The following is a 17,053-nucleotide window of genomic DNA, read 5'->3' as shown; positions in this document are numbered from 1 at the left end:
CGGATAGGCTAATGGGCCGAGTCTAGGGGCGAGGCGGGGATGGCATCTTGATTTGTATCAACGGGGAGCGGCGCTATGCCACATGGCGATTTAGTGGCCCATTAGCCAGTGCTGATGGGGACCCGGCAGCGTCCAAATCCCAAAGAGCATGACCAGCAGGCCACCGGTCATTCTTACGCTGCGTTTGCGCAATAGCGCCGTGACCCGCTCCGCCGCCAACCCGGTGGCCAGCAGCACCGGCCAAGTGCCCAATCCAAACGCGAGCATCAGCATCCCGCTGTCCAGCGCATTGCCCTGGCTCGCCGCCCACAGCAGGGTGCTGTAGACCAACCCGCACGGCAACCAGCCCCAGAGCGCACCCAGCAGCAAGGCGCGCGGCAGGCTGGACACCGGCAGCAAACGGTTGGCAATCGGCTGGATATGCCGCCACAGGCCGCGCCCGAGGCTTTCGATACGGGTCAGGCCGCTCCACCAGCCGGCCAGGTACAGGCCCATGCTGATCAGCAGCAACCCGGCCAGCACGCGCATGAACATCGCCGCCGGGCTGTTCGCCACGGCCCAGCCTGCCAGGCCGATCAACACGCCGGCCGTGGCATAGCTGAGGATGCGCCCCAGGTTGTACGCCAGCAGCAGGCGAAAGCGGCGGCTGCGCTGCTCCTTGGGGATCGCCAGGGTCAGCGCGCCCATCAACCCGCCACACATGCCCAGGCAGTGGCCGCCGCCCAGCAGGCCAAGGATCAGCGCGGAGATCAGCAGCGGCGCCAATTCAAGCATGGGGCGGGTCTTTGGGTGGCTGTTCGGGGCCGTTGGCCTCGTCGACGGCGGCGAGGTGGTTGGGGTCCTGGTCGTCAAACAGCACGCTGTGGGCCGGGCCGTCGAGGTCGTCGTACTGGCCGCTGTCCACCGCCCAGAAGAAGATGTAGATGGCCACGCCCACTAACAGCAGCGCCGCTGGAATCATCATGTAGAGAGCTGGCATCGGTACTCCATGCCCGCCCGGCTCATGCCGGCAGCGGGCGGGTGACGGTGGGGGCGCTGGTGGCCGGCGTGCTCGGCTGGCGAGTCAGGCGCAGGGCGTTGAGCACCACGGTCAACGAACTGAGGGACATGCCGATCGCCGCCCAGATCGGCGTGATCCAACCCAGGGCGGCAAACGGCAGCATAAGGCCATTGTACAGCCCGGCCCACAGCAAGTTTTCAATGATCACGCGCCGGGTGCGCCGTGCCAGGGTGAAGGCTTGGGCCAGGGCGTCGAGGCGGTTGGACAGCAGCACCGCGTCCGCGCTGGTCTTGGCCAGGTCGGTGGCCGAACCCATGGCCACGCTGATATCGGCGGCGGCGAGGACCGGCACATCGTTGACCCCATCGCCGAGCATCAGCACCTTGCGGCCTTGCTGATGCAACTGTTGCAGCACCTGCAGCTTGTCGTCCGGGCGCAGGCCGCCACGGGCTTCGTCGATGCCCAATTCGGCTGCCACGCTGGCGACCATCGGCGAGCTGTCTCCCGACAGCAGCAAGGTGCGCCAACCGCGCGCCTTGCACGCCGCCAGCAGGGCCGGGGCGTCGCTGCGCAAACGGTCATCGAGGACAAACCAGGCGAGGGCGCCGTGGGTATCGCCCAGCAGCAGCCATTGCCCGGCTTCGTCCGGTGAGGCGGGGATCGGGCAACCGCTGAGGGCGCAGACAAACCCGGGCTGGCCGATGCGCAGCTGGCGCTCGCCGACACGGCCTTCCAGGCCCAGGCCGGGGGAGCTGAGCACCTCGTCGGCGGCCAGCGGGGCGCGGCCAAAGGCGCGGGCAATCGGGTGTTCGGAGCGGTTTTCGAGGGCGGCGGCAAGGCCCAGGCAGGCATCGCTGTCCAGCGTGCCCAGGGGGCGGATCGCGCGCAGGGCCAAGCGGCCTTCGGTGAGGGTGCCGGTCTTGTCGAAAATCACCGTGTCGATCTGGTTCAGGCCTTCCAGCACATGGCCACGGGTCAGCAACAGCCCGAGTTTGTGCAGGGTGCCGGTGGCGGCGGTGAGGGCGGTGGGCGTGGCCAGCGACAGCGCGCAGGGGCAGGTCGCGACGAGCATCGCCAGGACAATCCAGAAAGCACGGGACGAGTCCAGTTCCCACCACACCAGGCCGATCACGGCGGCGGCAATCAGCGAGCACAACAGGAACCACTGCGCGGCACGGTCGGCGATTTGCGCCAGGCGCGGTTTTTCCGCCTGGGCCCGTTCCAGCAGGCGCACGATGGCGGACAGGCGCGTGTCGTGGCCGAGGGCGCGCACTTCGACGGTCAGCGCGCCTTCGACATTGAGGGTGCCAGCGGTGACGGCATCGCCGACCTGGCGTGGTTGTGGCAGGTACTCGCCGGTGAGCAGGGATTCATCGATGCTGGATTGGCCGTCGAGGATCACGCCGTCTGCCGGCAACACGGCGCCGGGATGCACCAGCACGCGATCGCCCAGGGCCAGTTCGCTGAGCAGGATGCGTTCGCTCTGGCCGTCGTTTTGCAAGCGCAGGCAGGACGCCGGTAAGAGGTTGACCAGTTGCGCGGTGGCGGCGGCCGTGCGCTCCCGGGCACGGCGCTCCAGGTAGCGGCCGGCGAGCAGGAACAGAGCAAACATGCCCACTGCATCGAAATACAACTCGCCGACGCCGGTGATTGCCGTCCAGATTCCCGCTAGATAAGCCCCGCCGATGGCCAGGGACACCGACACATCCATGGTCAGGTGGTGCGTGCGCAGGTCGCGCAGGGCACCTTTGAAAAACGGTGCGCAGCTGTAGAACACGATGGGCGTGGTCAGGAACATCGCCACCCAACGCAGGATCACGTGCAACTCGGGGCTCAGGTCGATGTTGAATTCCGGCCAGGTGGCCATGGTTGCCATCATCGCCTGGAACCACAGCAGCCCGGCCACGCCCAGCTGGCGCAAGGCCAGACGGTTTTCGTTGGCCAGTTGTTCGGCCGCGCGGTCCGCTTGATAGGGGTGGGCGGCGTAGCCGATATGGCGCAACTCGCCGAGCAGTTGGCTCAGCGGCAATTGCCCGTCGGCCCAGCGCACTTGCAGGCGATGGTTGGACAGGTTCAGCCGCGCCTCGGCCACGGCGGGCAGGCGGCGCAGGTGTTTTTCGATCAGCCAGCCGCAGGCGGCGCAGCTGATGCCTTCCATCAATAGGGTGGTTTCGGCCAGTTCGCCTTCGTGGCGCACGAAGGGTTTTTGCACGTCGGCACGGTCGTACAGCGCCAGTTCGTCCACCAGTTGCACCGGCAGCGCGTCAGGGTTGGCCGAGGCTTCGCTGCGGTGCTGGTAATAGCTTTCCAGGCCGCCGGCGACGATGGCTTCGGCCACGGCCTGGCAACCGGGGCAGCAGAGTTCGCGGCGTGAACCGAGGATGACCGCTGTGAAACGGCTGCCGGCGGGGACGGGCAGGGCGCAGTGGTAGCAGGGGGTGGTCATGGTTTGGAATCTGTAGTGGCTGGGAGGGCCTCATCGCGGGCAAGCCCGCTCCCACAGTTGGAATGCGTTCTTCCTGTGGGAGCGGGCTTGCCCGCGATGCGCGAAGCGCCGGCTGTTACTTTTTCAGGTCTTCGGCACCTTGCAGCGGTTCATCCCCCAGCAGCAAGTCTTTATCGTGGCTGACCTGTTCCTCTTCGAACATGCGCCAGGTACGGTCGCCTTCCACGCCGAGCAGTTCGACGAAGCGGCGGCCTTCGACCTTGTCGGTGACCTGGCCGATGTAGCGCCCGGGTTCGCTGGCGCTGCGGGCCAGGTTGATCTTGCGATCCTTCTCTGGCTGCGTCGGGGAAATCAGGTTGAGCTCCAGGGTGGTTGGGTTGCTGTTGCCGGTCAGGTGCAGCTCGACTTCACCGGTCAGCTCGTCCAGGTGCACCTTGGCGCGCAGTTGCAGGGTCTGGGCCAGCAGTTCGCGGTCCAGGGAGCGGTTGATGCCTTTGCCGGCCTCGTAGTAGTTGTCGTTGACCAGGTTGTCCGGGTTGTTCACCGCGATGGTCACCATGGACAAGGTCAAGGTCACCGAGCAGGCCAGGATCGCAATGATGATCCAGGGCCAGAGGTGCTTGTACCAGGGGCTTGCGGCAGTAGCTACGGGCATTGTCGTGCTCTCTATTTAACGAACTTGGGGGCCGATGAATCGGCTCTTGGCTTCAATACGGACGTCGGGATCATCGGCATCGGTGAGGATGAATTTGACCTCGTTGGTGCTCGACGGCAATTGCTCCGGCGCACTGGACAGCTCTACCGGCATGCTGACGATATCACCGGCAGCCACCCTGATCTCGCGGCGGCCTTGCAGCTTGAGGTCGGGCAGGCCAGCGGCGTCGAGCACGTAGGTGTGGTCGCGCTGGTCCTTGTTCATGATCTTCAGGCTGTAGACGTTTTCGATGCGGCCTTCGGCGTTTTCGCGGTAGAGCACGCGGTCCTTGCTCACGTCGAAACCCACCAGCGAACGCATGAAAAACGCCGCCACCAACAGGCTGATCATCGCCAGCAGCACCAGCGCGTAGCCGATCAGGCGCGGGCGCAGCTTGTGGGTTTTCTGCCCGGACAGGTTGTGTTCGGTGGTGTAGCTGATCAGGCCGCGTGGGTAGTCCATCTTGTCCATGATGTTGTCGCAGGCGTCGATACACGCCGCGCAGCCGATACACTCGATTTGCAGGCCGTCGCGGATGTCGATCCCGGTGGGGCACACCTGCACGCACATCGTGCAGTCGATGCAATCGCCCAGGCCCTCGGCCTTGTAGTCGCTGCCTTTTTTACGTGGGCCGCGCAGTTCGCCACGGCGTGGGTCGTAGGACACGATCAGGGTGTCCTTGTCGAACATCACGCTCTGGAAGCGTGCGTACGGGCACATGTAGATACACACCTGCTCGCGCAGCCAGCCGGCGTTGCCGTAGGTGGCGAGGGTGAAGAAACCCACCCAGAAATACGACCAGCCATCGGCCTGGCCGGTGAAGAAGTCGAACACCAGTTCGCGGATCGGCGAGAAATAGCCGACAAAGGTCATGCCGGTGACAAAACCGATCAGCAGCCACAGGGTGTGCTTGCTGAATTTACGCAGGAACTTGTTGGCGCCCATCGGCGCCTTGTCGAGCTTGATGCGCTGGTTGCGGTCGCCTTCGGTGACCTTTTCGCACCACATGAAGATCCACGTCCACACGCTTTGCGGGCAGGTATAACCGCACCACACGCGGCCGGCGTACACCGTGATGAAGAACAGGCCAAAGGCCGCGACGATCAGGATGCCCGAAAGCAGGATGAAGTCCTGGGGCCAGAAGGTGGCGCCAAAAATGAAGAATTTGCGTTCCGGCAGGTTCCACCACACAGCCTGGTGGCCACCCCAGTTCAGCCATACCGTGCCGAAGTAGAGCAGGAACAGGCCGGCGCCGCCGAGCATGCGCAGGTTGCGGAACAGGCCGGTGAAGGCGCGGGTGTAGATTTTCTCGCGCGAGGCGTAGAGATCGATGGTCTTGGCAGGGGGGGTAACGTCATGTACCGGTATTTGGTCGCTCATCATTGCATCCCACGGCGGTGGAGATTTGCCTCGGCCAGTACGTGCCGGCCGGGGTCAAATTAGGGGTGTTGCAGTGGCCTAATGATACGCCCCCGATGGTGCGCAAAGGGTGCGACCTTTGGTCGCGTTGGGGGAAATCAATTGATGGTGTACGTGATCTGGATCAATTGACTTGGCAAGTATGGATGGTTTTCGGCGGTAGGTTGGTCATTTGTCCCATGGATCTGCCTGTGCAAAATTGTTCGATCCACACTGCTGGCATTGCCCATGCGGTCACGGCGAGCCTCTGTGGTGGAGTGGTTGTGACGGTGTTCTTTATATCCTGCCTGTCAGACATTGAGAGATTTCTCCCCACTCATTTGAGATTTTGCATACCAAGTGATGTAGGAGCAGCAACGTATTTGCTATAGGAAATATTGTTAAACACTTGTTCAACATTCAGAGGGAACGGTGGGTGGAGGTGTTTCCACGAAAGGTGGGCTACATACAATTTTTTTAATTGAGGAACTGTTGATGACTGCTACTAGTGGTGTTTCTTATAACCCTTCGTTGGCCCCGTTGCAGGCTTCGAACTCTCCAGCGGCGGCCGATGTTTCCGATTTTTACAAGTCTACTTCAGATGAAGGGCTGGTCTTTCTTCTGCGTATGGACTTTGAAAAGTTTACCGATCCGAAGCATCCAGGTTCTGTGACTCGTGAATCACTGGCGAAAATGGCTTACGCGGGCGAGCAGAATGGTGTCGATCCCTTTGAGTCAGCCCTCGCGCGGGCCGTCCTGGAAAGAGAGGGACTATTTGAAAAGTGCGATGGTTATGGCAAGCACAAACATGATGGAAAAATTGATCAGGCCAGTCTCGGGGCGTTTGAGGCAAAGGAAAACGGCCGATTCAGCCTCATGAGTGACAAGGACATCGCGCGGCACTTATTTGATAATTTCAATGATTTCAAGTATGTGAGCCCACTCAGTACGGCAGGTCGTGCTTTCGACGAGTTATCGGTTCCACGACTTCAGCATGTACTCACTTCGAAGACCTCCAGTGATGAACAAAAAATGTTCGTGCGTGAACTGTTGAGTCGTCCTGAGTTAATGCAGCAGTTAGGGTTCGATGGTAAGCGCGCATCGGTCGTTCGTAATGATGTGGAGAAGAAACTTCCGTACATCAAGTAAGTGCGAGAAGTCGCCAGGGCGCTGTGGGTTGTCAACGCCTATAAAAACACCGCGGCGGCTTGGCAAGTTTCCCTATTTGCACCAGCGTCTCAAGACTGAATCCTGAGCTAACCAATTCTTGTAAGGTGGCCTGAGGCATTGCCCTGTCAATACGCCAGTTGGCGGTAGGGGAGTGTCGGGTTTTCAGGTAGTGCAATACGGTTGTTGGTCATCATCAAGCCCCTTACGGTGCCACCGTAAGGGGCTTGATGTTTTACGGGGGTTACTGCTCTTCGGCTTTCTTATCCCCATGCGACAAGCTGTACACATACGCGGCCAGCAAGTGCACCTTGTCGTTGCCCTGCATTTGCTCCTGCGCAGGCATCTGGCCCTGGCGGCCATAGCGGATGGTCTGCTGCAATTGCGCGAAGCTCGAACCGTAGATGAATGCACCCGGGTGGGTCAGGTCGGGCGCGCCCATCGCCGGGGTGCCTTTGCCGGCCGGGCCGTGGCAAGCCACGCAGTTGGTGGCGAACAGTTTTTCACCGTTGGCCACGTCCGCCTTGGCGCCTTCCGGCAGCTTGCGGCCGTCGAGGTTGGTCAGCACAAAAGCGGCCACATCGGCCACGCCTTGTTCACCGATCACTTCGGCCCAGGCCGGCATGATCGCGTGGCGGCCTTTCATGATGGTTTCCTTGATCACGGCCGGGTCGCCACCCCAGCGCCAGTCGGCGTCGGTGAGGTTGGGGAAGCCGTAGGCACCCTTGGCGTCGGAACCATGGCACACCGAACAGTTGGACGCGAACAGGCGGCCGCCCATCTTCAAGGCTTGCGGGTCCTTGGCCACTTCTTCAATGGGCATCGATGCGAACTTGGCGAAGATCGGCCCGAACTTGGCCTCCGACTTGGCCATTTCCTTTTCCCATTCGTGTACGCCGGTCCAGCCGGTCTGGCCGTTGGCGAAGGGCGTTTGCTTGTCGTTGTCGAGGTAGTTGTAGCCCGGCAGCACGCCTTTCCAGTTGCCCAGGCCCGGGTAGAGCACCAGGTAGCCGAGGGCGAAGACGATGGTGCCGACGAACAGCATGAACCACCATTTTGGCAGCGGGTTGTCGTACTCCTCGATGCCGTCGAACGAGTGGCCGACGGTTTCGTCGGTTTGTTCGCTGCGCTGCCCCCTGCGGGTCGACAGCAACAGCCAGGTCAGGGCGAAGATGGTTCCCAGACTGAGGACTGTGACGTACAGACTCCAGAACGTAGTCATTCTTTGTTACTCCTAGAAGCTTGCTCGACGTGCTTGATGGCTTCGGGATCATCCGCAAAGGGCAGCATGGTTGCGTCGTCAAACTCCGACTTGCGGCGGGGGCTGAACACCCACAACGCCAGGCCGACAAAGGCCACCATCACCACAACGGTGCCCAGGCCTCGAATCATCCCGATATCCATGTAGGTCACCGTTTGCTTTTGATGATGGTGCCAAGGCCTTGCAGGTAGGCCACCAATGCGTCCATTTCGGTCTTGCCCTTCACGGCTGCGGCTGCACCGGCGATGTCTTCATCGGTGTAGGGCACGCCCAGGGTGCGCAAGACTTCCATTTTCTTCGCGGTGTCCTTGCCGTCGAGCTTGTTTTCCACGAGGAACGGGTACGCCGGCATTTTCGACTCAGGCACCACGTTGCGCGGGTTGTACAAGTGCGCGCGCTGCCAGTCATCGGAGTAACGTCCGCCGACACGGGCCAGGTCCGGGCCGGTGCGCTTGGAACCCCACAGGAACGGGTGGTCCCACACGCTTTCGCCGGCGACCGAGTAGTGGCCGTAGCGTTCGGTTTCGGCGCGGAACGGGCGGATCATCTGCGAGTGGCAGCCGACACAACCGTTGGCGATGTAGACGTCGCGGCCTTCCAGTTCAAGGGCGGTGCGCGGCTTCATGCCTTCCACCGGCTTGTTGGTGACGTCCTGGAAAAACAGCGGAACGATCTGGGTCAGGCCGCCGATACTCACGGCGATGACCATGAAGAAGGCCAGCAGGCCGATATTCTTCTCGACTACTTCATGCTTCATCAGTGGGCTCCCACTACGGCGATCTTGGCGGCGGCTTCGGCTTCTACTGGATCGGCGGCACGCACGGTGCGCCAGACGTTGTAGGCCATCAGGAACATGCCGGAGGCAAAGAATGCACCGCCCAGGGCGCGCACGATGAACCCCGGATGGCTGGCTTGCAGCGCTTCGACGAAGGAGTAGGTGAGGGTGCCGTCATCGTTGATCGCACGCCACATCAGGCCCTGGGTGATGCCGTTGACCCACATCGAAGCGATGTAGAGCACGGTACCGATGGTGGCCAGCCAGAAGTGCGCATTGATCAGGCCAACGCTGTGCATCTGCGGGCGACCGAACAGTTTCGGGATCATGTGGTACAGCGCGCCGATGGAGATCATCGCTACCCAGCCGAGCGCGCCGGCGTGTACGTGGCCGATGGTCCAGTCGGTGTAGTGGGACAGCGAGTTGACGGTCTTGATCGCCATCATCGGCCCTTCGAAGGTCGACATGCCGTAGAACGCCAGCGACACCACGAGGAAGCGCAGGATCGGGTCGGTGCGCAATTTATGCCAGGCGCCCGACAGGGTCATCATGCCGTTGATCATGCCGCCCCAGCTTGGGGCCAGCAGGATGATCGACATCGCCATGCCCAGCGACTGCGCCCAATCCGGCAGCGCGGTGTAGTGCAGGTGGTGCGGGCCGGCCCAGATGTACAGGGTGATCAGCGCCCAGAAGTGCACGATGGACAGGCGGTACGAGTAAATAGGACGTTCGGCCTGTTTCGGCACGAAGTAGTACATCATCCCCAGGAAACCCGTGGTCAGGAAAAACCCTACCGCGTTATGCCCGTACCACCACTGGATCATCGCGTCCGTCGCCCCGGCGTAGGCCGAATAGGACTTGAACAGGCTGACCGGCAGCGAGGCGTGGTTGACGATGTGCAGCATCGCCGTGACCAGGATGAAGGCACCGTAGAACCAGTTGCCCACGTAGATGTGTTTGGTCTTGCGCTTGACGATAGTGCCGAAGAACACCACGGCATAGGTCACCCACACAATGGCGAGCAAGATGGCGATGGGCCATTCCAGCTCGGCGTATTCCTTGGTGGTGGTGTAGCCCAGGGGCAGGGTGACGATGGCGCCGAGGATCACGGCTTGCCAACCCCAGAAGGTGAAGGCGGCGAGGCCATCGGAGATCAGTCGCGTCTGGCAGGTTCGCTGCACGACATAGTAGGAGGTGGCAAACAATGCACATCCACCGAAGGCGAAGATCACCAGGTTGGTGTGCAGCGGGCGCAGGCGACCGAAGGTCGTCCAGGGCAAGCCGAAGTTCAATTCCGGCCAGACCAGTTGCGAGGCGATGAACACCCCGAGCCCCATGCCAAGGATCCCCCAGACCACCGTCATGATGGCGAACTGGCGGACTACCTTATAGTTATAAGCAGTCGGACTGATTGCTGTGCTCATTCTAAGGTTCCACGGTTTAGGTTTTTTTATAGGTAAAAATCGGCCGCAAGTATGTAGAAAGCGAGAGGCCAATGCAACGCAACGCTGACCTGTGTCAAGGCGTTCCACGCCAGATTCTGCGCCCTTTCCCTGTTTTACGTAAGGATAAAGTCGGCGTTCGAAAGCTGATCAAGTGGACAGGAATTTTTTCGGCTCGCAACGGTACTCGTCGCGTACGCCAGAACCGGACCGCTGTGGGGGAAGCGTAGACCCGAATGGCGGGAGGGGAAAGTTGTGCTTTGGAGGGGGTGTGACAAAAGGTCGCGAAGCCAGGGCGGGTGAACGCCCGATTATTCGCGAAGGGCATCGGCGAGCACTTTCTAGATTTATCTATGCAAAAAAATGAGCGGATGGGAACCGCCCCGGTCCTTTTCCCACATAGGAGAAGCAAATAGACCGTAGGACTTCCAGTTAAGGAGAATGTGATGAGTGTGAATACTGTGTCCAATAACGCTGATGGGTGCTATGCAGCCGGCCGCGCAACTTTCGGCAAAATCCGACACCGGCAACCCGTTCACGCGAATGAATGAGACGGAGTTGGCCAATCATCTCTACGTTCATTTCGACAGATTCAGCGACCCCAAACAGCCAGGTGTTATCACGCGTCAATCCCTTGAGAACATCGCGTATAGCTCCACGCAGTCTGGTGTCAGCACTGAAGATTCGCAGTTTGCACGTGCGCTGTTGGAAAACCACGGCCTCATGGACAAGCTCGACAGGTACGGCAATACCAAATATGACGGCAAGATTAAGCGGGAAAGCGTTCGCATGGTCGCATCCCCGGAGCACCAGAAGTTCAGTGCCATGAGCAATAAGGACATGGCCAACTACTTGATCGCTCATTTCGATACGTTCAAGGAACACCCGGACACTTTTAATGCGTCCAAGTCCATGCAGGGCGTGACCCTCTGGTCGCTTGAGGATGTAGCCCTTTCGCAGGCGTCGCCGCCTGAAGCAAAGATGTTTGCGCGTGAGCTGCTTGCTCGCCCTGAGCTAATGGATCAACTGGGATTGGCGGACCGGGGGAGTCGAGTCACTAAACAATCGCTTGTGATCTCTCTGCCCAATGTTCAGTAGCGGTGCTCAATCAGCGTTGCCGGGGGGATTGGCGTCGCTGTACGCGCAAAAAAGCCCCGCCAGTTTTCACTGAGCGGGGCTCCAGGCCTGCCAAGAAGGGCCTACTCGGCAGTTTGCTTATCACCATGGGACAAGCTGTAAACATACGCCGCCAACAAATGCACCTTGTCATTCCCTTGCAGCACATCCTGCGCCGGCATCTGGCCCTGGCGGCCGTGACGGATCGTCTGCTGCAACTGCGCCAGGCTGGTGCCGTAGATGTAGCCAGCCGGTTTGGTCAGGTCGGGTGCACCCATGGCTTCCATGCCAGTGCCTTGCGGGCCGTGGCAGGCGACGCAGGTGGTGTTGAACGCGGCTTGGCCGGCGGCCAGGTCGGCGCTGTTATCCGCCGGCAATGGCAGCTTGGCCAGGTCGTGACGCACATAGGCGGCAACGTTTTTCACGCCGTCTTCACCGAGGATTTCGCCCCAGGCCGGCATCGCCGCGTGGCGACCGTTGAGGATCGTGGTCTTGATCGCCTCGGCCGAACCGCCCCAGCGCCAGATGTTGTCCGCCAGGTTCGGGAAACCGTACGCGCCCTTGGCGTCCGAGCCGTGGCACACCGCGCAGTTGGAGGCAAACAGGCGACCGCCCATTTTCAACGCTTGCGGGTCTTTCGCCACTTCTTCCACGGGCATGGCCGCGAATTTGGCGAAGATCGGCCCGAACTTGGCGTCGGCCTTGGCCATTTCCTTGTCCCATTCCTTGTTCTGCGTCCAGCCGTCCTCGTAGCCTGGCAACACGCCTTTCCAGTTGCCCAGGCCCGGGTAGAGGATCAGGTAGCCGACCGCAAACACCAGGGTGCCGGCGAACAGCATGAACCACCACTGGGGCAGGGGGTTGTCGTACTCCTCGATCCCGTCGAAGGCGTGGCCCATGGTCTGGTCCACACTGCCCTTGGTCTCGCCCTTGCGGGTGCCGATCAACAGCCAGGTCAGGCCGATCAGGCTGCCCAGGGTCAGTACGCAGATCCATGTACTCCAAAATAGGGTCATGGCCGAGTGCTCCTTATTGCAGGCTCTTCTTGAGCGTCGGATGGAGAAGGTTCATCGGCGAACGGCAGCAGGCGCGCCTGCTCGAACTCCGCATTGCGGCGGTTGTTGAACACCCACAGCGACAGGCCGATAAAGGCGATGGCGACGACCAGCGTGCCAAGGCCGCGGATGGTGCCCGCATCGAATTCAAATCCCATGGCTCACCTCTTGCTCTTGATGGCAGTGCCGAGCACTTGCAGGTACGACACCAGCGCGTCCATCTCGGTCTTGCCCTTGAGGCTGGCGACGGCGCCACTGATGTCGTCGTCGGTGTACGGCACGCCGAGGGTGCGCATCACTTTCAACTTGGTCTCGGTGTGGCTGCTGTCGACCGCGGCGGTGACCAGCCACGGGTAGGCCGGCATTTTCGACTCGGGCACCACGTTGCGCGGGTTGTACAAGTGCGCGCGGTGCCAGTCGTCCGAGTAGCGTGCGCCGACGCGCGCCAGGTCCGGCCCGGTGCGCTTGGAGCCCCACAGGAACGGGTGATCCCAGACGCTTTCGCCGGCGACCGAGTAGTGGCCGTAGCGTTCGGTCTCGGCGCGGAATGGGCGGATCATCTGCGAGTGGCACTGCACACAGCCTTCGCGGATGTAGATGTCACGGCCTTCCAGTTGCAGCGCGGTGTAGGGCTTCATGCCTTCCACCGGCTTGTTGGTGACGTCCTGGAAGAACAGCGGGACGATCTGGGTCAGGCCGCCGATACTCACGGCCAGCACCATCAGCAGCATCAGCAGGCCGACGTTCTTTTCAATCGTTTCGTGTTTCATCACTGACTCCTCAGGCCATCTGCGTGGCGGTGGCGGCTTCGACAGGTTGTGCCGAGCGCACGGTGCGCCAAGTGTTGTAAGCCATCAGGAACATGCCGCTGAGGAACACTGCACCGCCCACCAACCGCACGATGAAGCCAGGGTGGCTGGCCACCAGGGTTTCGACGAAGGAGTAGGTCAAGGTGCCGTCTTCGTTGACCGCACGCCACATCAGGCCCTGGGCGATGCCGTTGACCCACATCGAGGCGATGTAGAGCACGGTGCCGATGGTGGCCAGCCAGAAATGCGCGTTGATCAGGCCGAGGCTGTACATCTGCTCGCGACCGAAGATTTTCGGGATCATGTGGTACAGCGCGCCGATGGAAATCATCGCGACCCAGCCGAGGGCGCCGGCGTGTACGTGGCCGATGGTCCAGTCGGTGTAGTGGGAAAGGGCGTTGACGGTCTTGATCGCCATCATCGGGCCTTCGAAGGTCGACATGCCGTAGAACGCCAGGGAGACCACGAGGAAGCGCAGGATCGGGTCGCTGCGCAACTTATGCCAGGCGCCCGACAGGGTCATCATGCCGTTGATCATCCCGCCCCAGCTCGGTGCCAGCAGCACCAGCGACATCACCATGCCCAGGGACTGTGCCCAGTCCGGCAGCGCGGTGTAGTGCAAGTGGTGGGGACCGGCCCAGATGTACAGGGTGATCAGTGCCCAGAAGTGCACGATGGACAAGCGATAGGAATACACCGGACGCTCGGCCTGTTTCGGCACGAAGTAGTACATCATCCCGAGGAAGCCGGCGGTGAGGAAAAAGCCTACCGCGTTATGTCCATACCACCACTGCACCATGGCATCCGTCGCACCCCCGTAGAGGGAGTAGGACTTGGTCAGGCTGACCGGGATTTCCAGGTTGTTGACGATATGCAAAATGGCCACGGTGATGATGAACGCACCGAAAAACCAGTTACCGACGTAGATGTGCTTGGTGTTGCGCTTCATCACTGTGCCGAAGAACACGATGGCGTAGGCCACCCAGACAATGGTGATGAGGATATCGATCGGCCATTCCAGCTCGGCGTATTCCTTGGAGCTGGTGTAGCCCAGCGGCAAGGTGATCGCGGCCAGCAGGATGACCAACTGCCAGCCCCAGAAGCAGAACGCGGCGATTTTCGGCGCAAACAGCTGGGTCTGGCAGGTGCGTTGCACCGAGTAGAAGGAGCTGGCGAACAGCGCGCAGCCACCGAACGCGAAGATCACCGCGTTGGTGTGCAGCGGGCGCAGGCGGCCGAAGCTGGTCCAGGGTAAATCGAAATTCAGAGCAGGCCAGACCAATTGGGCGGCGAGAAAAACCCCGAGCCCCATGCCGACGATGCCCCACACCACCGTCATAATGGCGAATTGGCGGACCACCTTGTAGTTATAGGCGGTACTTAAAGTAGTGTTCATGGTTCCCCATCCACGGTTCAACCCAAGCAAATGCGGCACTTGGGCTGGAGTTATAGGCAGACTAAATAGCGAGGCAAGCATGGGCAAAGAGCACAAGGCCAGTATTGACGGGGATCAATGGGCGCAGTGTGTGCGGGAACACGGCTGGTTGTGGGGCGTCGCGACAAGCGTTGCAGGGCATGAACCTGTGACGCTGATCCTGGCCCACGGCGCCGGCGCACCGATGGACTCAGCCTTCATGAACGACATGGCTGCACGCCTTGCCGGGCACGGCGTCAACGTGTTGCGCTTCGAGTTTCCCTACATGGCCCAACGCCGTGTGGACGGCGGTAAACGCCCACCGAATCCGGCGCCGAAACTGCTGGAAGCGTGGCGCGAGGTGTATGCGCAAGTGCGACGTCATGTCGCTGGGAAACTGGCGATGGGCGGCAAGTCCATGGGCGGGCGCATGGCCAGTCTGTTGGCCGACGAGTTGGGTGCTGATGGGCTGGTGTGCCTGGGGTATCCGTTCTATGCGGTGGGCAAGCCAGAAAAGCCACGGGTGGAGCATCTGGCCGGGTTGCAGACGCCGACGCTGATCGTGCAAGGCGAGCGCGATGCCTTGGGCAATCGGGCGGCGGTGGAGGGTTATGTGTTGGCGCCGGGCATCGAGGTGATGTGGCTGGTGGCGGGGGATCATGATTTGAAACCGTTGAAGGTTTCAGGGTTTAGTCATGAGCAGCATTTGGCGGCTGCGGCGGTGAAAGTGGCTGGGTTTCTCGGCGGCTGTTAGGGCCTCATCGCAGCGATGCGGCGACCCGAGAAGCCAGCTCCCACATTTGAATGCATTCACAGATCAAAATCTGTGAACCCAGTCCAATGTGGGAGCTGGCTTGCCTGCGATAGCGGTTTACCGGTTGAACCGTTCTACCAGCGAATACTGGGTATTCGCGGTATGAGTAAGCTCTTCACTCAACTGCGCCGAGTTCAACGCCTGCTCCGACGTCTGGTCCGCCAACAGCGCAATGGTGCTGATATTGCGGCTGATCTCTTCGGCCACCGAGCTTTGCTCTTCGGTCGCCGCCGCGATCTGCGTGGTCATGTCGGTGATATGCGCCACCGCTTCACTGATCCCCACCAACGCCTGATCCGCTTCCATCACCCGGGCCACACCTTCTTCGGCCTGGCGATGCCCGGCGTCCATGGTCTGTACGGCAGCGGCAGCGGTTTGCTGCAGCTTGGCGATCAGGGCATGGATCTGCCCGGTGGACTCAGCGGTGCGCTGGGCCAGTTGGCGCACTTCGTCGGCCACTACGGCAAAACCACGGCCCATCTCACCGGCACGCGCCGCTTCGATGGCGGCGTTGAGTGCCAGCAGGTTGGTCTGGTCGGCGATGCCTTTGATCACATCGACCACGCCGCCGATTTCATCGCTGTCCTTGGCCAGTTGGGTGACGGTCACGCCCGTCTCGCCAACGGCCACCGACAGGCGCTGAATCGCCTCCCGGGTTTCCCCGGCGATATCGCGGCCGCGCCCGGTCAGGCGGTTGGCTTCCTGGGTCGCATCGGCCGTGCGCTGCACATGGCTGGCGACTTCCTGGGTCGTCGCGGCCATCTGGTTGACGGCGGTGGCCACTTGTTCGGTTTCCACGCGCTGGCGTTCCAGGCCGCTGGAGCTGTTGTGCGCCAGGGTATTGGACTGCGCAGCCTGGTCGTTGAGGTGTTCGGCGGTGTCCTGCAAGCGCGTCAGGCACGTCTTCAGACGCGCCTCCTGGCTGAGGATCGACATCTCCAGACGCGCCTGGGCGCCCCGGCTGTCGGTGTACATCTGCGCGATCAACGGGTCGGAGGTGGTCTGCTCGGCCAAACGCAGCAAACGCTTGAGGCCGCGCTGTTGCCAGCTCAGGCCCAGCAGGCCCAGTGGTACCGACAACCCCGCTGCCAGGGCAAAGCCCCAGTGGGAGTTGAGTGACGCGCCGATCATGAAGCTCAACTGGCTGACCAGGATAAACGGCAGCCAGTCTTGCAACACCGGCAGCCACTTGTCTTTCTGCGGGATCGCCGACTTGCCCTGGTTGATGCGTTGGTAGAGCGCTTCGGCACGGCGGATCTGCTCGGCGGTGGGCTTGATGCGCACCGATTCGTAGCCGACCACCTGGTTGCCCTCGAAGACCGGCGTCACATAGGCGTTCACCCAGTAGTGGTCACCGGTCTTGCAGCGATTCTTGACAATGCCCATCCATGGCAAGCCTTGTTTGAGCGTGGTCCACATATGCGCAAACACCGCTCCCGGAACATCCGGGTGACGCACCAGGTTATGGGGCGCGCGCAGCAGTTCGTCGCGGGTGAACCCACTGATCTCGACAAACGCGTCGTTACAGTAGGTGATCACACCCTTGGCATCTGTGGTGGAGATCAACCGTTGCTGAGCGGGGAAGGTACGTTCGCGCTGGGTAACGGGTTGGTTATTACGCATGATTGTTCAATCCGCAAGGCTTTCAGGGGTTATCGGCAC

The 17,053-nt window shown here is 61.3% G+C and carries 17 protein-coding genes; 3 read left to right on the top strand and 14 right to left on the bottom strand.

The genetic code is table 11. The features are described 5' to 3' along the window. Nucleotides 1–90: 90 nt before the first annotated feature. The 5 genes from PSH87_RS20495 to ccoG form a co-directional block, all read right to left on the bottom strand. A complete protein-coding gene (locus PSH87_RS20495; RefSeq protein ID WP_305430877.1) occupies nt 91–774 on the bottom strand; it encodes a sulfite exporter TauE/SafE family protein in 684 nt (227 codons plus the stop codon). Then, nucleotides 767–979, bottom strand: a complete 213-nt coding sequence (gene ccoS, locus PSH87_RS20490) for a cbb3-type cytochrome oxidase assembly protein CcoS (protein ID WP_305430876.1) — start codon at nt 977–979, stop codon at nt 767–769. The genes PSH87_RS20495 and ccoS overlap by 8 nt, the downstream gene beginning before the upstream one ends. A 22-nt stretch (nt 980–1,001) precedes the next feature. Next, a complete protein-coding gene (locus tag PSH87_RS20485; RefSeq protein ID WP_305430875.1) occupies nt 1,002–3,446 on the bottom strand; it encodes a heavy metal translocating P-type ATPase in 2,445 nt (814 codons plus the stop codon). Nucleotides 3,447–3,561: 115 nt separating this feature from the next. Further along, the gene (locus PSH87_RS20480; protein WP_026136609.1) at nt 3,562–4,101 is read right to left on the bottom strand and encodes a FixH family protein; all 540 of its coding nucleotides are present in this window, start codon (nt 4,099–4,101) and stop codon (nt 3,562–3,564) included. 15 nt (nt 4,102–4,116) lie between these two features. Next, nucleotides 4,117–5,520, bottom strand: coding sequence for a cytochrome c oxidase accessory protein CcoG (gene ccoG, locus PSH87_RS20475; RefSeq protein ID WP_305430874.1), 1,404 nt, complete (start codon nt 5,518–5,520; stop codon nt 4,117–4,119). A 513-nt stretch (nt 5,521–6,033) separates the two neighbouring features. On the opposite strand from ccoG, the gene PSH87_RS20470 reads away from it, so the two are divergent. Further along, nucleotides 6,034–6,687, top strand: a complete 654-nt coding sequence (locus PSH87_RS20470) for a hypothetical protein (protein ID WP_305430873.1) — start codon at nt 6,034–6,036, stop codon at nt 6,685–6,687. Between the two features lie 262 nt (nt 6,688–6,949). Here PSH87_RS20470 and ccoP (PSH87_RS20465) read toward each other — a convergent pair whose 3' ends face one another. From ccoP (PSH87_RS20465) to ccoN (PSH87_RS20450), 4 genes are read right to left on the bottom strand one after another with little or no spacing between them, the layout of a single operon-like run. Further along, the gene (ccoP, locus tag PSH87_RS20465; RefSeq protein ID WP_017735326.1) at nt 6,950–7,927 is read right to left on the bottom strand and encodes a cytochrome-c oxidase, cbb3-type subunit III; all 978 of its coding nucleotides are present in this window, start codon (nt 7,925–7,927) and stop codon (nt 6,950–6,952) included. After that, nucleotides 7,924–8,109 carry a CcoQ/FixQ family Cbb3-type cytochrome c oxidase assembly chaperone gene (locus PSH87_RS20460; RefSeq protein ID WP_005790274.1) on the bottom strand — a complete coding sequence of 62 codons (186 nt, stop codon included), beginning with the start codon at nt 8,107–8,109 and terminating at the stop codon, nt 7,924–7,926. Before PSH87_RS20460 ends, ccoP (PSH87_RS20465) begins: the two co-directional genes overlap by 4 nt. A gap of 5 nt (nt 8,110–8,114) precedes the next feature. Beyond that, a complete protein-coding gene (gene ccoO / locus PSH87_RS20455) occupies nt 8,115–8,723 on the bottom strand; it encodes a cytochrome-c oxidase, cbb3-type subunit II (RefSeq protein WP_003193167.1) in 609 nt (202 codons plus the stop codon). Continuing rightward, nucleotides 8,723–10,165, bottom strand: coding sequence for a cytochrome-c oxidase, cbb3-type subunit I (gene ccoN / locus PSH87_RS20450; protein ID WP_017735324.1), 1,443 nt, complete (start codon nt 10,163–10,165; stop codon nt 8,723–8,725). The genes ccoO (PSH87_RS20455) and ccoN (PSH87_RS20450) overlap by 1 nt, the downstream gene beginning before the upstream one ends. Nucleotides 10,166–10,669: 504 nt before the next feature. On the opposite strand from ccoN (PSH87_RS20450), the gene PSH87_RS20445 reads away from it, so the two are divergent. Next, a complete protein-coding gene (locus PSH87_RS20445) occupies nt 10,670–11,281 on the top strand; it encodes a hypothetical protein (RefSeq protein ID WP_305430872.1) in 612 nt (203 codons plus the stop codon). 101 nt (nt 11,282–11,382) lie between these two features. On the opposite strand, the gene ccoP (PSH87_RS20440) is transcribed toward PSH87_RS20445, so the two are convergent. Genes ccoP (PSH87_RS20440) through ccoN (PSH87_RS20425) form a run of 4 tightly spaced genes read right to left on the bottom strand, consistent with a single transcriptional unit; the run spans nt 11,383 to nt 14,559 of the window. Continuing rightward, the gene (ccoP, locus tag PSH87_RS20440) at nt 11,383–12,315 is read right to left on the bottom strand and encodes a cytochrome-c oxidase, cbb3-type subunit III (RefSeq protein ID WP_017735322.1); all 933 of its coding nucleotides are present in this window, start codon (nt 12,313–12,315) and stop codon (nt 11,383–11,385) included. After that, entirely contained in the window at nt 12,312–12,512 is a 201-nt protein-coding gene (locus PSH87_RS20435) for a cbb3-type cytochrome c oxidase subunit 3 (protein WP_010208563.1), read from the bottom strand. The genes ccoP (PSH87_RS20440) and PSH87_RS20435 overlap by 4 nt, the downstream gene beginning before the upstream one ends. A 3-nt stretch (nt 12,513–12,515) precedes the next feature. After that, on the bottom strand, nt 12,516–13,124 hold the full coding sequence (ccoO, locus tag PSH87_RS20430) for a cytochrome-c oxidase, cbb3-type subunit II (protein WP_017735321.1): 609 nt from the start codon (nt 13,122–13,124) through the stop codon (nt 12,516–12,518). 10 nt (nt 13,125–13,134) lie between these two features. Continuing rightward, nucleotides 13,135–14,559 carry a cytochrome-c oxidase, cbb3-type subunit I gene (ccoN, locus tag PSH87_RS20425; RefSeq protein WP_017735320.1) on the bottom strand — a complete coding sequence of 475 codons (1,425 nt, stop codon included), beginning with the start codon at nt 14,557–14,559 and terminating at the stop codon, nt 13,135–13,137. 79 nt (nt 14,560–14,638) lie between these two features. Between ccoN (PSH87_RS20425) and PSH87_RS20420 the strand changes: the two genes are divergently transcribed. Continuing rightward, nucleotides 14,639–15,331, top strand: coding sequence for an alpha/beta family hydrolase (locus PSH87_RS20420; RefSeq protein WP_305430869.1), 693 nt, complete (start codon nt 14,639–14,641; stop codon nt 15,329–15,331). A 117-nt stretch (nt 15,332–15,448) separates the two neighbouring features. On the opposite strand, the gene PSH87_RS20415 is transcribed toward PSH87_RS20420, so the two are convergent. Beyond that, nucleotides 15,449–17,014, bottom strand: coding sequence for a PAS domain-containing methyl-accepting chemotaxis protein (locus PSH87_RS20415; RefSeq protein ID WP_017735318.1), 1,566 nt, complete (start codon nt 17,012–17,014; stop codon nt 15,449–15,451). Between the last annotated feature and the right edge of the window lie 39 nt (nt 17,015–17,053).

This window comes from Pseudomonas sp. FP453, from assembly GCF_030687495.1.
Lineage (GTDB): Bacteria > Pseudomonadota > Gammaproteobacteria > Pseudomonadales > Pseudomonadaceae > Aquipseudomonas.
The sequence above is the reverse complement of the archived record's forward strand: the minus strand, read 5'-3'. Positions and strand labels throughout refer to the sequence as shown.

Coding starts and splice junctions, on each gene's coding strand:
- PSH87_RS20495 (WP_305430877.1), bottom strand. CDS start 774: ATGCTTGAATTGGCGCCGCTGCTGATCTCCGCGCTGATCCTTGGCCTG.
- ccoS (WP_305430876.1), bottom strand. CDS start 979: ATGCCAGCTCTCTACATGATGATTCCAGCGGCGCTGCTGTTAGTGGGC.
- ccoN (WP_017735320.1), bottom strand. CDS start 14,559: ATGAACACTACTTTAAGTACCGCCTATAACTACAAGGTGGTCCGCCAA.
- ccoP (WP_017735322.1), bottom strand. CDS start 12,315: ATGACCCTATTTTGGAGTACATGGATCTGCGTACTGACCCTGGGCAGC.
- ccoO (WP_003193167.1), bottom strand. CDS start 8,723: ATGAAGCATGAAGTAGTCGAGAAGAATATCGGCCTGCTGGCCTTCTTC.
- PSH87_RS20435 (WP_010208563.1), bottom strand. CDS start 12,512: ATGGGATTTGAATTCGATGCGGGCACCATCCGCGGCCTTGGCACGCTG.
- PSH87_RS20420 (WP_305430869.1), top strand. CDS start 14,639: ATGGGCAAAGAGCACAAGGCCAGTATTGACGGGGATCAATGGGCGCAG.
- PSH87_RS20460 (WP_005790274.1), bottom strand. CDS start 8,109: ATGGATATCGGGATGATTCGAGGCCTGGGCACCGTTGTGGTGATGGTG.
- ccoO (WP_017735321.1), bottom strand. CDS start 13,124: ATGAAACACGAAACGATTGAAAAGAACGTCGGCCTGCTGATGCTGCTG.
- ccoN (WP_017735324.1), bottom strand. CDS start 10,165: ATGAGCACAGCAATCAGTCCGACTGCTTATAACTATAAGGTAGTCCGC.
- PSH87_RS20485 (WP_305430875.1), bottom strand. CDS start 3,446: ATGACCACCCCCTGCTACCACTGCGCCCTGCCCGTCCCCGCCGGCAGC.
- PSH87_RS20470 (WP_305430873.1), top strand. CDS start 6,034: ATGACTGCTACTAGTGGTGTTTCTTATAACCCTTCGTTGGCCCCGTTG.
- PSH87_RS20445 (WP_305430872.1), top strand. CDS start 10,670: ATGCAGCCGGCCGCGCAACTTTCGGCAAAATCCGACACCGGCAACCCG.
- ccoG (WP_305430874.1), bottom strand. CDS start 5,520: ATGAGCGACCAAATACCGGTACATGACGTTACCCCCCCTGCCAAGACC.
- PSH87_RS20480 (WP_026136609.1), bottom strand. CDS start 4,101: ATGCCCGTAGCTACTGCCGCAAGCCCCTGGTACAAGCACCTCTGGCCC.
- ccoP (WP_017735326.1), bottom strand. CDS start 7,927: ATGACTACGTTCTGGAGTCTGTACGTCACAGTCCTCAGTCTGGGAACC.
- PSH87_RS20415 (WP_017735318.1), bottom strand. CDS start 17,014: ATGCGTAATAACCAACCCGTTACCCAGCGCGAACGTACCTTCCCCGCT.